At 65.9% G+C, this 11,536-nt stretch carries 12 protein-coding genes; 11 read left to right on the top strand and 1 reads right to left on the bottom strand.

The window, feature by feature from the left end:
- The first annotated feature begins 114 nt into the window (after positions 1-114).
- From LQF09_RS08545 to fumC, 11 genes are all read left to right on the top strand, one after another.
- Positions 115-1,596, top strand: a complete 1,482-nt coding sequence (locus tag LQF09_RS08545; protein WP_270069685.1) for a flagellin — start codon at positions 115-117, stop codon at positions 1,594-1,596.
- Between the two features lie 77 nt (positions 1,597-1,673).
- Positions 1,674-2,102, top strand: coding sequence for a flagellar protein FlaG (locus tag LQF09_RS08540; protein WP_270069684.1), 429 nt, complete (start codon positions 1,674-1,676; stop codon positions 2,100-2,102).
- A gap of 27 nt (positions 2,103-2,129) precedes the next feature.
- Positions 2,130-3,554 carry a flagellar filament capping protein FliD gene (fliD, locus tag LQF09_RS08535; RefSeq protein WP_002939401.1) on the top strand — a complete coding sequence of 475 codons (1,425 nt, stop codon included), beginning with the start codon at positions 2,130-2,132 and terminating at the stop codon, positions 3,552-3,554.
- Positions 3,555-3,573: 19 nt separating this feature from the next.
- Positions 3,574-3,978, top strand: a complete 405-nt coding sequence (gene fliS, locus LQF09_RS08530) for a flagellar export chaperone FliS (protein WP_270069683.1) — start codon at positions 3,574-3,576, stop codon at positions 3,976-3,978.
- Positions 3,979-3,993: 15 nt separating this feature from the next.
- Entirely contained in the window at positions 3,994-4,302 is a 309-nt protein-coding gene (locus tag LQF09_RS08525; RefSeq protein WP_270069682.1) for a flagellar protein FliT, read from the top strand.
- Between the two features lie 35 nt (positions 4,303-4,337).
- On the top strand, positions 4,338-5,480 hold the full coding sequence (locus tag LQF09_RS08520; RefSeq protein ID WP_270069681.1) for a flagellar hook-length control protein FliK: 1,143 nt from the start codon (positions 4,338-4,340) through the stop codon (positions 5,478-5,480).
- The gene (locus tag LQF09_RS08515; protein ID WP_002924132.1) at positions 5,473-5,823 is read left to right on the top strand and encodes an EscU/YscU/HrcU family type III secretion system export apparatus switch protein; all 351 of its coding nucleotides are present in this window, start codon (positions 5,473-5,475) and stop codon (positions 5,821-5,823) included. The genes LQF09_RS08520 and LQF09_RS08515 overlap by 8 nt, the downstream gene beginning before the upstream one ends.
- Positions 5,824-5,923: 100 nt before the next feature.
- On the top strand, positions 5,924-6,706 hold the full coding sequence (locus LQF09_RS08510; RefSeq protein ID WP_002924131.1) for a flagellar brake protein: 783 nt from the start codon (positions 5,924-5,926) through the stop codon (positions 6,704-6,706).
- The gene (locus tag LQF09_RS08505; RefSeq protein WP_002924130.1) at positions 6,703-7,494 is read left to right on the top strand and encodes a flagellar brake protein; all 792 of its coding nucleotides are present in this window, start codon (positions 6,703-6,705) and stop codon (positions 7,492-7,494) included. The genes LQF09_RS08510 and LQF09_RS08505 overlap by 4 nt, the downstream gene beginning before the upstream one ends.
- A 73-nt stretch (positions 7,495-7,567) precedes the next feature.
- A complete protein-coding gene (dmeF, locus tag LQF09_RS08500) occupies positions 7,568-8,635 on the top strand; it encodes a CDF family Co(II)/Ni(II) efflux transporter DmeF (protein WP_270069680.1) in 1,068 nt (355 codons plus the stop codon).
- Positions 8,632-10,014 (top strand): class II fumarate hydratase, encoded by a 1,383-nt coding sequence (gene fumC / locus LQF09_RS08495; RefSeq protein ID WP_270069679.1) that lies wholly within the window; start codon positions 8,632-8,634, stop codon positions 10,012-10,014. The genes dmeF and fumC overlap by 4 nt, the downstream gene beginning before the upstream one ends.
- 51 nt (positions 10,015-10,065) lie before the next feature.
- On the opposite strand, the gene pdxR is transcribed toward fumC, so the two are convergent.
- On the bottom strand, positions 10,066-11,490 hold the full coding sequence (gene pdxR, locus LQF09_RS08490; RefSeq protein WP_270069678.1) for a MocR-like pyridoxine biosynthesis transcription factor PdxR: 1,425 nt from the start codon (positions 11,488-11,490) through the stop codon (positions 10,066-10,068).
- Positions 11,491-11,536: the final 46 nt, after the last annotated feature.

The following is an 11,536-nucleotide window of genomic DNA, read 5'->3' as shown; positions in this document are numbered from 1 at the left end:
GGCCGACCGTTAAAGGTTCCAAGAGTGCAGCTGGCAGGTTTCGCAGGCTGGCTCGCAGAGGACAACCCGGCCACCGCCGGAACATTTTTGATACTTCTCTAACGGAGAAAAATCATGTCACAAGTGATCAACACCAACGTTCAGTCGCTCAACGCCCAGCGCAACCTGAGCACCTCGGGCGGCTCGCTGGCCACCTCACTGCAGCGCCTGTCGTCGGGTCTTCGCATCAACAGTGCCAAGGATGACGCCGCAGGCCTCGCGATTTCCGAGCGCTTCACCGCCCAGATCCGCGGCCTCGACCAGGCCCGCCGCAATGCCAACGACGGCATCTCGCTTGCGCAGACCGCCGAAGGCGCCCTGCAGTCCTCCGGCGACATCCTGCAGCGCATCCGCGAACTGGCCGTGCAGTCGTCCAACGCGACCAACTCCGCCTCCGACCGCCAGGCGCTCAACGCCGAAGTCAACCAGCTCACGTCCGAACTCGACCGCATCGCCAAGACCACCGAGTTCAACGGCTCCAAGCTGCTCGACGGCTCCTTCGGCAGCGCCACCTTCCAGGTCGGCGCCAACGCCGGCCAGTCGATCTCGGCCAGCACCGCCAACTTCTCCACCAGCCAGTACGGCAACTACCGGATCGGCTCCAAGGTCGCAACGGACGCTGGCGCCAAGGGCGACCTGACGGCAGGCAGCACCGCCAATGCGATCGCCTCGAACGCGGCGGCTACCAGCCGCGTCGCCGGCGGTGACATCACGATCAGCGGCGCCACCGGCTCAGCCACGGTCACGATCGCGGCCGGCGCATCGGCCAAGAAGGTGGCAGAGCAGATCAACGGCGAAACCGGTACCACCGGGGTCAAGGCCTCTGCCAAGACCGAGATCGACGTCACCGCAATGACTGCGAACACGTCCTACAAGTTCGACGTCAGCTCGGACAACGCAACCGCGGTCACCATCTCCTTCACCCTGGGCGCAGCGGTGGACAAGGACGGCCTGGCCTCGGCAGTAAATGCCTTCAACGACGTCGCCTCCAAGACCGGCGTCACAGCCCGCGTCAATGACGGCGGCGACGGCATCACACTGCTCAATGCGAACGGCGAGAACATCACCATCGCCAATGCGGCCAGTGGTTCGGCGACGGCAACCGTCGGTGGCACATCCACCGCTGGAGGCGCGAGCGCGGTCGCCACCGGCCAGCTGGTCCTCGATTCGGAGAAGTCCTTCAGTATCGAAGCAGCGAACACGACCGATTTCTTCACCGCAACAGCGGCTGCAGGTCAGTTGCAGAAGGTGAGCGACCTCGACGTGAGTTCGGTCGACGCAGCACAGCGGACGCTGGCGATGGTCGACTCTGCACTCGCCGCGGTGAACAGCCAACGTGCAAAATTCGGCGCCCTGCAGTCGCGCTTCGAGACCACGATCGCCAACCTGCAGACCAGCACCGAGAACCTGTCGGCCTCCCGCAGCCGTATCCGCGACACCGACTTTGCATCGGAAACCGCCAAGCTGACCCGCGCGCAGATCCTGCAGCAGGCTGGCACGGCGATGCTGTCCCAGGCCAACGCCCTGCCGCAGAACGTGCTTTCGCTGCTCCGGTAAGCGGTGTAGGCTAAGTTGCTTGGCACGGCGCGGGGTTCGCAAGGGCCCCGCGCCGTTACACCATGAGGGTGACCACAATGAACATCTCTTCGGTGAATACCTCGGTTCCGACCGAAAACCTGCTCCAGACCACATCCAGCGCCCGCAGTCCGTCGGCCGAACGGGCCGCCGCTACGGACGCAAGCAGCACGGCAAAAACAGGTGCAGCCGCCGCCGGGGCCCGTACAGAACAGAGCAAGCGCACCGCGGCCGAAGACGCCGCCGCAGCGCAGAAGCCCAGTTCGCTCGAGCAGGTCGAGCAGGCAATGGACGAAGTCCGCAAAGCGATTTCGCCTGTGGCACGCGACTTGCTTTTCTCTATCGATGAAGACACCGGCAGAACGATCGTCAAGGTCGTCGATGCCAGCACCGACGAAGTGATCCGCCAGATCCCTTCCGAGGAGATCATTTCCATCGCCAAGGCGCTGGATAAATTGCAGGGCCTGCTGGTCGAACAGAAGGCCTGACCCGAACAGCAGACAGGAGGTTCCGACATGGCAACGATCACGAGCGGTGGTTCGATCATCGACATCAACTCGATCGTGCGCGGCTTGATGTCGGTGGAAAGCCGCCCCCTGACCCTGCTGGCACAGCGCGAGGCGAGCCAGCAGGCCAAGTTGTCCGCCTTCGGCCAGATCAAGGGCGCATTGTCGTCCCTGCAGACCGCCACCGACGGGCTCAAGACCGCAACCAAGTTCTCTGCCACCAAGGCCAGTGTGGCCGGCGACGCCGGCTTCACTGCCAGTTCCGGTGCGGGCGCCGCAAACGCGAGCTATGCGGTGGACGTGCTGCAGATGGCCAAGATCCAGCGCGTTTCGACCCCCGTGGGCGGCAGCTTCACCCCCGCGGCAGGCAAACTCACCATCGAGTTCGGTACCGTCACGGACGCTGGCTCGGGCAAGTCCTTCACGAGCGACAGTCCCCCTCGCACTGCCAGCCTGGACTTCGAAGGCAGCACACTGGAAGAACTGCGCGATGCCATCAACGGCAACGCGGCGCTCGGCGTCAAGGCCAACATCATCAACAACGGCACGGCCAAGCAGCTTGTCTTGAGCGGTACCGCCACGGGCGCCAACATGGCGTTCAAGCTGACGGGCGAGGACGGGCTCGAGGATCTGAGCTTTGACCCGGCCGCAACACCCCTGCCAGCCGACAAGATGTACTCGGTACAAGCGGCGCAGGATGCGCGCATCCGCGTCGATGGCATCGAAGTCACGCGCGGCAAGAACACGATCACCGACGTCATCGACAACGTGACGCTCACACTCACCAAGGAGCCGGTCGCGCCGGCCGCAAGCCTGAGCGGGACCCTCTCGGTGAGCGAGGACCAAAGCGCGGCAAAAACTGCCGTCGAAGCTTTCGTCAAGGCCTACAACGATGTCGCGAGCACCCTGGCCAGCCTGACCGCTTACAACCCCGATAACAAGACCGGCGCCACACTCACGGGCGACTCCACTGCACGTAACATCCAGAGTCAGTTGCGCAACGCACTGGGCGCCTCGATCACTGGCCTGACGGGTGCGAATTCGCTGTCTCAGGTCGGCATCAGCTTCGACAAGGACGGCAAGCTCGCGCTCGACAGCACCAAGTTTACCGCCGCACTCAACGATACGAGCAAGGACGTTGCGGCCTTTTTCACTGGCAAGGACGGCGTAAAGGGTTTTGCCTCAAGCTTCAGTGCCCAGCTCGACGGACTCATTGCCCGCGACGGGCTGATCAACAGCCGCACCGAGGGCATCAACTCCACCATCAAGTCGCTGACGACGCAGTACGACACGATGGAGGCTCGCCTGGCGAAGATGGAAGAGCGTTATCGTAAGCAGTATTCCACCCTCGACACACTACTCAATGGCCTGACCCAGACCAGCACCTACCTCATGCAGCAACTGGCCAACCTGCCGTCCATCGGGCGATCCTAGCAATCGGAGCAAGATCTCCATGTTTGGTACTTCCTACCCCAATCGCGCCTCGGCCTATGCCCGCGTCGGCAATCAGACCAGCGTCGAGTCTGCTTCCCCGCACAAGCTCATCCTGATGCTGTACGACGGCGCCCTTCTGGCACTGGGCACCGCGACGGTGGCGATGCAGAACAAGGACATCCCGACCAAGGGCAAGTCCATTTCCAAAGGCATCGACATCATCATGAATGGCCTCAAGGTCAGTCTCGACATCGAGGCTGGCGGCGAGTTGGCGGAGCGTCTCGACGCCCTTTATGAGTACATGGCCGATCGCCTGCTGCACGGTAACCTGCACAACAACCAGGCGGCGATCGAAGAGGTCATCGGGCTGCTTGGCAGCCTGCGCGAAGCGTGGGCGGCGATCGAGTCGCAGGTTCAAGGATAGGAGCGGATCACAGCCATGCTTACGCTGGAGAACGCTCGCACCCTGCTTGAACTCTATCGGCGCATGGCGCTTGCCGCCGAGGCAGGCGAATGGGATGAGTTGGCCGAGCTCGTGCGCCAGTCTGGTGCGCTGCGTGTGGCGGCGGCGCCGGCCCTGCAGCCGCCTTCCCCGGACCAGGCGGCTGAGATCGAGATCGTGATCAAGCAGATTCTGGAACTCGACCACGGCATTCGCCTGCATGCCGAACCGGCACTCGAGAGCACGCGCAAGCTGCTGTCCAGTTCGGTCAAAGGCCGTGCGGTACGCAATGCCTATAGTGGCTGAAGGGCGCAGAGCACTCGAACCAGGCCCCTCCCGCCATGATCCCCGCTGACCTCGCCGCCCGCCTGCGGCTGCTCAACGAAGCGAGCTTCTTCAACTCCGAGCCGCCCGTACCGGGCCTGCAGCGCGCACGCGAGATCCAGTCGCAGTTGCCCGAGCTGGTGCCGGGGCAGCGTTTTTTCGCAACCCTTCAGCGCACGCTGCCGGACGGTACCTTCCGTGCGCTGGTCGCCGGCCAGCAGATGACGCTGGCGCTCAACACCGCAGCCAAAACAGGCGACACACTGGAGCTCGAGGTATCGCAAGTGACGCCGCGTGCGGTGTTCGCACGCATCGTCGGCCAGGAGGCGGCGGCAACCGTCACGGCATCGGCCCAACCGGCACTGAGCCAGACCGGACGCCTGATCAGCTTCCTGCTCACCGGCCAACCGGCAGCGCAGCCGGCAAGCCTTGCCGCCAACCAGCCCCTGCTTGCCGCCCCGCCCGCCAACGGCGCCCAACTGGCGCCGCTGCTGCGCCAGGCCTTGGGACAGAGCGGGCTGTTCTACGAATCCCACCAGGCCGACTGGGTGCTCGGCAGACGCGACACGGCCAGCCTGACGAGCGAGCCGCAGGGGCAGGCACAGACGCGTTCCACCGCGCAGGGTGCGTCCCAGGCCGCGACCGGGCAAGCGGTGCATCAGGGCGTCGCCAGCCCGAAGAGTGGTGCGCAGTCCGGTCAGCCCGCTGCTGCCGACGGCAGTGAACGCGCAGCCCAAGCTCGCGGCGCTGCCCTGGCCGATGAGGCCGCGCCCGTGCGCACCGCGCCCATACCGGAACGTCTGATCCCCATCGTCCATCAGCAGCTCGACGCCCTGGCCACCCAGCAGTATGTCTGGCATGGCCAGGCATGGCCGGGCCAGGCGGTGGAATGGCGAATCGAGGACCCCGAGCGGGATGACGGCAGCGCCGAAGAGGAGACCGCCCACGGCTGGGACAGCACCTTGCGGCTGACCCTGCCCCGGCTCGGCGGTGTGGAGGCCCAGTTGCACCTGAGCGGGAAGCAGGTGGCCCTGCGCCTGCGCGCAGACGAGGCCGACACCCTCGTGGCACTCGACGCCGGTGCCGCAGCCCTGGCTTCGGCGCTGGAAGCGGTGGACCTGAGGTTGTCGGGCCTGATCGTCGAGCCAAGCCATGACTGACGCCCGCCCCGCCACCCGCAACGAAGCCGTCGCCCTTGCCTACACGGCCGGCGAGACGGCGCCGCGCGTGGTCGCCAAGGGCAAGGGCGTGCTGGCGCAGGAGATCATCGACCGCGCACGCGAGGCCGGGGTATTCGTGCATGAATCCCCCGAGCTGGTGAGCCTGCTCATGCAGGTGGACCTTGACGCGCGCATCCCACCCCAGCTCTACATTGCCGTAGCCGAGCTGCTGGCGTGGCTGTACCGGATCGAACAGGGGGCCGACGCCGGCCCCCCGCCGCACAACCTTGACCTGCCCGAGAGCCTGCGGCCACGCAGCGCCGACGCCGAGACAGGCGCCTGAAGCCGCTCGCGCGGCCGCCGGCCATGATCTCCACTGTCGTGATATAAGGATGCGGAACTCCAGCAAACAGACTGGGCACACTGGCACAGCGCCACACAAGATGCAGATCGAACAACAAGACACCCGCGTCGAGTTGGTGTACGGGGAAGACGAAGCCAAGTACCTCCTGCGCGACGCCGCCGAGATCAAGGCGCTCTTCCGCGCCCTGCTCGGCCATCGCGGCCTGCTCGGGGCACGCTCGATCCCCGGCGGGCACAACTTCATCACCGCACTGATCGAAGCCGACGAGCAGCGCGGCATCCTCCTCGACGCCAGCACCGACCCCCTGCAGAACGAGCGCATCGCGCAGTCCAATGCGCTGGACTGCGTCACCCAGCTCGACCGCGTGCGCATCCAGTTCCTGCTCGAGAACCATGCACTGGTGGTCGAGGACGGCAAGGCGGGCTTTCGAGCGCCCTTCCCGCATACCGTCCTGCGCCTGCAACGGCGCGAATTCTTCCGCCTGCAGACGCCGTCGACATCCGCACGCAAGGTGGTATGCAGGTTTCCGCTGCCGCTGGGAAACGGGCGCACGCACGAGGTCGAGCTGAGCATCCTGGACATCAGCCGCGGTGGCGTTGCGATCGCCGTGCCCCCCGGGGGCGTTGCGCTCGAGCAAGGCGCAGTATTCGAAGATTGCACCCTGTTGCTGCCCGACACGCCGCCGGTCAGCACCAGGCTGACCATTCGCAACCTGTTCCGTATCACACGGCCAAACGGTGTCGAGTTGTTGCGCATCGGCTGCGCCTTCGCCGACCTGTCGGCCAGCGCCGGAGACGCAATCCAGCGCTACGTCCTGCGCATGGAAAGAGAGCGCAACGCGCGCGAACGGGGGCTGATTTGAACATCGATCACAGCCCCGAGCACCAGGAGGTCCCCCCGGACCAACCCGTCCAGGATACGGCTGGCCTCGACCGCTACATTCTGCGCGGACGCCGGCAGATCATCCAGATCCTGCAGGAGATGATCGACGACCGCTGCCTGATGTCCGCGCACATCCGGGGCGGTCTCTCGTATGTCAGTACCGTGCTTGCAGTCGAGCCCGAGCAGAACGCCATCCTGCTCGACGCAAGCCCCAACCCGAGCACCCATGCACGGGCACTCGAGGCCACACAACTGTTGTGCACCTCGCAACTCAACCGCATCCGCGTGCAGTTCTCGGTCGAGGGGATCAGACAGGTATCGATCGACGGCCGCCCGGCGCTGCGCGCCAGTATCCCCACCGAAATCCTGCGCCTGCAACGCAGGGAGTTCTTCCGCCTGCAGGTGCCGATTGCGCACGGCATCGCAATCACGCTCCCGCCCGCGGCGGGCAGCAAGGGCCCAGGGTGCGAGGCACGCGTGATCGACCTGAGCTGCAACGGTGCCGCAGTGTTAGTGCCACCCGGCGTGCGTACGCTGACGATCGGCGAAGTCGTGCCCGGCTGTACGCTGCGCCTGATCGACCAGGAGCCGCTCTCCCTGGCCCTCGAAGTGCGCAACATCAACCGCCAGACAAAACCCAACGGAACGGAACAGCTGCGCATCGGACTGCGCTTCGAGTCCATGCCCCGAAGCGCGGAGACGCGCATCCAGCGCTACATCTTCAACACCGAACGTGAGATCAACGCCCGCACGCTCGGCGGGCTTTAGGCTGGAGCGAAGCATCCGCGGAACAGCGACGCAGTGACGCGCTTGCGCCGGCCGGCGCGCAAAGGAACGTGACATGAGGACCGAACCCCTGCCGATCCGCCCCTCCGCCTGCGAAACCGAACAACGCACCCGGCATCCGCACGATTTCGGCCAGGGGGAAAAGCAACGTGCGGAGACACGAGCCCTGTGGGTCACGCTGCTCACCCTGGCAACCATGGTGGCCGAGGTCATCGGGGGCTGGATCACCGGATCGATGGCGCTGCTGGCCGACGGCATCCACATGGGCGGCCATGCGCTCGCCCTGGGGTTGGCAACAGCCGCCTACTATCTTGCCCGTCGCCATGCCAACGATCGCCGGCTAAGCCTGGGCAGCGGCAAGATCGGCGACCTGGCGGCCTACACCAGCGCACTCCTCCTCGGTGCAAGCACCCTGTGGCTGGTGGTGGAGTCCATTCAGCGCCTGCTGCATCCGCAACCGCTGTTGGCGGTCGAGGCAATGACGGTGGCCGTCGCCGGCCTGGCCGTCAATCTGCTTTCAGCATGGCTGCTGGCCGATGGACATGGACATGCGCATGGACACCCGCACCATCATCATGACGACGACCAGTGCGACTCGCACCGGCACACCCACGCCCACGGTCCAGACCATGCCGCGTCGGAGCATGTCCCCAGCCAGGACAACAACCTCCGGGCTGCACTGGTGCACGTCATCGCCGATGCGGTGACATCGGTGGCTGCGATCGTAGGTCTGCTTGCAGCCTGGATGTGGGGCTGGCAGTGGCTGGATCCGTTGATCGCACTCGTGGCCTCGCTGGTGATCCTGCGCTGGGCGTATGGCCTGCTTCGCCAGACGGGCGCAGTGCTGCTCGACGCGGAAGGCCCGAACGGACTCCGCGAGCAGGTACGCGACAGGCTGGAGGCAGTCGCCGGCACGCGCGTGGTCGACCTGCATCTCTGGTCCGTTGGGCAAGGCGCGTGGACACTGGTGGCCAGCGTCGTCAGCCACGCTCCAGCCTCGCCAGCAGACTACCGGGCCCGCCTGCTAGACCTCAAGGACATTCACCATCCGATCATTGAGGTACAGCAGTGCAGCACTTGCGAATGGCCTGTTGTCCCCACCAAGAGGAGCACCATTCCATGACCACACGTCGGGAGTACGACAGCTTCGGCCCGATTGACGTCCCTGCCGCCCGCCTCTGGGGCGCGCAAACCCAGCGCTCGCTGCTCAACTTCGCCATCTCCACGGAGCGCCAGTCAGTCGAGCTCATCCACGCCCTCGTCCTGGTCAAGCGTGCCGCCGCACACGTCAACCACAGCCTCGGCCTGCTGCCGGCCGACAAGACGCAGGCCATCATCGCTGCAGCGGACGAGGTGCTCGCCGGCCTGCATCCGGACGAGTTCCCGTTGGCGGTCTGGCAGACCGGCTCCGGCACGCAGACCAACATGAACGTCAACGAAGTCCTCGCCAACCGCGCCAGCGAACTGCTGGGGGGCGAGCGCGGCGAGAAGCGCCTCGTCCACCCCAACGACGATGTCAACCGCAGCCAGTCGAGCAACGATGTCTTTCCGACCGCCATGCACGTCGCCGCTACCCTTGCCATCAGCCTGAAGCTGCTGCCCGCGTTGTCCAGGCTGCACACCACACTGGAGGCGAAGTCCCATGCCTTCGCCGACGTCGTCAAGATCGGTCGCACCCATCTCCAGGACGCCACCCCACTCACCCTTGGCCAGGAAATCTCCGGCTGGGCCGCTCAACTGGCGCATGGAGAACGCCACCTGCGCGCAGCGCTTCCGCACCTGAGCGAACTCGCCCTGGGCGGGACTGCGGTGGGAACCGGGCTGAACGCGCCGAAAGGCTACGCCGAGGCCGTTGCCAGAGAAATCACCCGCCTGTCCGGCCATGCCTTCGTCACCGCACCCAGCAAGTTCGAGGCCCTGGCAAGCTGCGATGCGCTGGTGCACGCCCACGGCGCCCTCAAGACCCTCGCCGCCAGCCTCATGAAGATCGCCAACGATGTGCGCTGGTTGGCCAGCGGCCCGCGCAGCGGCCTCGGCGAGATCGCCATCCCAGAGAACGAGCCCGGCTCGTCGATCATGCCAGGCAAGGTCAACCCGACGCAGAGCGAAGCCGTCACGATGCTCGCTGCGCAGGTCATGGGTAACGACGTCGCCATCAACATCGGCGGCGCCTCGGGCAACTTCGAGTTGAATGTCTTCCGTCCGATGGTCATCCACAACTTCCTGCAAAGCGTGCGCCTGCTCGCCGACGGCATGAACAGCTTCAATGACCACTGCGCCGTCGGCATCGAAGCGAACCGTGCGCGCATCACCGAACTGGTGGAGCGCTCGCTGATGCTGGTCACCGCACTCAATCCCCACATCGGCTACGACAAGGCCGCCCAGATCGCCAAGAAAGCCCACAAGGAGGGCAGCAGCCTGCGCGAAGCGGCGCTGGCGCTGGGCTACCTCTCCGCGGACGACTTCGACCGTTGGGTCGACCCGACCAGAATGATCGGCTGAGCAGGGATCACCGCCGGCAGAACGACGCGCGCAATGCGACGACAAATGCCGCTATCGGCACGCCAACGCGCGGAGCACCCCGGCAAGTGCATTGACGGCGATGTCCATCTCGTCCGGCGTGTAAGCCGCGAACCCCATCAGGAAACCGGCCCTGTGCCTGGTTGAGGCATGCAGCGCCGTCAGCCCCAGGAGATCGATTCCCGCCCGAGCCGCGGCATCGATGACCGCGCGCTCGGAGATGTCGCGGGTGAAGACACAGGGCATCTGCATTCCGCCTGCCGGCACCCTCGGTTCGACGGAGTCGGCCAGATGCGCGCGCACGAGCCCTGCCAGCACGTCGAGCCGGTCGGCATAGACGCCACGCATCGCGCGCACATAGGCGCCGAAATGCCCGCCTTCGATGAAGCGTGCCAGCGTCAGCTGCGGGATGGATGCGCTGTGCCCGTCCAGCAAGGTCCGCGCCACCGTCATGGGCGCCACGAGTTGGGGCGGCAAGACCACGTAACCGATGCGCAGGCCGGGAAACAGCGACTTGGTGAAGGTGCCGATGTAGATCGTCCGATCGTACGGATCGAGTCCCTGCACGCAGGCCGTGGGCTTGCCGGCGTAGTGGAACTCGCTGTCGTAGTCGTCCTCGATGATCCAGGCCTGGTTCTGCCGCGCCCATTCGATCACCGCGAGCCGCCGATCCAGCGCCAGCGTCGCGCCGGTCGGGAACTGATGCGAGGGCGTCAGGAAGACCGCCCTGGCTGGGCTCGCCGCATCGTGCAGGCGCGCCACCTGCATGCCCTGGTCGTCGAGCGGCACGGGGACACACGCCAGCCCGGCGGCATCGAACGCCTTGCGGGCACCGTGGTAGACGGGGTCTTCGATGAAGATGCGGTCGCCCGCGTCGAGCAATACGGTTGCGCACAGGGCCAACGCCTGTTGCGAGCTGGTCAGCACCAGCACACGCTCGGGCGTGGCGCGCGCCCCCCGCTCAAGATTGACGTAGTCCGCGATGGCGCGTCGCAACGGCTCCACGCCTTGGGGTGGGCTGTGTCGCAAGGCCTGGGTGCCATAGTCCTTCAACACCTGGCGTTCCAGGCGCTCCCAGGTTCGCAGCGGAAAGCTGCGCGTCTCCGGCACCCCGGGGGCGAACGGCCTTGGCGCAACAAAGTCGCGCACACCGCCGCCCTGAAGGATCGATGTACCACGCTGACTCAGACGCACCGACTCGCGCTGGGGCCCGGGGCGCCGCGCGGTGCCGCACCTTGACGAGGCCTGCGCCCGCTCGGACACGAAGCTGCCGCTCCCCACGCGCCGTTCGATGAAGCCTTCTGCATGCAGCTGGCTGTATGCCGACTCGACCGTATCGCGCGAAACGCCTAGCGACCGGGCCAGTGCCCGCGACGCCGGCAGCGGTTTGCCGACGTCGAGTGCGCCGTCGAGGATCAGTTGCCGGAGGGCGCGCTGAATGCGGGCATGCAGCGGCAAGGCGCCATGGGCGGGGTCTCCAATCCAGGCTTTGACCGATTCGAGT

The organism is Thauera sp. WB-2, from assembly GCF_027594845.1.
GTDB classification, from domain to species: Bacteria; Pseudomonadota; Gammaproteobacteria; order Burkholderiales; family Rhodocyclaceae; genus Thauera; species Thauera mechernichensis.
Note: the sequence above shows the minus strand (reverse complement) of the source record. Positions and strands in the feature narration are given on the sequence as shown.

What these genes read in the sequence shown, in the direction of transcription:
- LQF09_RS08545 (WP_270069685.1), top strand. Translation starts at nt 115, where the DNA reads ATGTCACAAGTGATCAACACCAACGTTCAGTCGCTCAACGCCCAGCGC.
- LQF09_RS08540 (WP_270069684.1), top strand. Translation starts at nt 1,674, where the DNA reads ATGAACATCTCTTCGGTGAATACCTCGGTTCCGACCGAAAACCTGCTC.
- fliD (WP_002939401.1), top strand. Translation starts at nt 2,130, where the DNA reads ATGGCAACGATCACGAGCGGTGGTTCGATCATCGACATCAACTCGATC.
- fliS (WP_270069683.1), top strand. Translation starts at nt 3,574, where the DNA reads ATGTTTGGTACTTCCTACCCCAATCGCGCCTCGGCCTATGCCCGCGTC.
- LQF09_RS08525 (WP_270069682.1), top strand. Translation starts at nt 3,994, where the DNA reads ATGCTTACGCTGGAGAACGCTCGCACCCTGCTTGAACTCTATCGGCGC.
- LQF09_RS08520 (WP_270069681.1), top strand. Translation starts at nt 4,338, where the DNA reads ATGATCCCCGCTGACCTCGCCGCCCGCCTGCGGCTGCTCAACGAAGCG.
- LQF09_RS08515 (WP_002924132.1), top strand. Translation starts at nt 5,473, where the DNA reads ATGACTGACGCCCGCCCCGCCACCCGCAACGAAGCCGTCGCCCTTGCC.
- LQF09_RS08510 (WP_002924131.1), top strand. Translation starts at nt 5,924, where the DNA reads ATGCAGATCGAACAACAAGACACCCGCGTCGAGTTGGTGTACGGGGAA.
- dmeF (WP_270069680.1), top strand. Translation starts at nt 7,568, where the DNA reads ATGAGGACCGAACCCCTGCCGATCCGCCCCTCCGCCTGCGAAACCGAA.
- fumC (WP_270069679.1), top strand. Translation starts at nt 8,632, where the DNA reads ATGACCACACGTCGGGAGTACGACAGCTTCGGCCCGATTGACGTCCCT.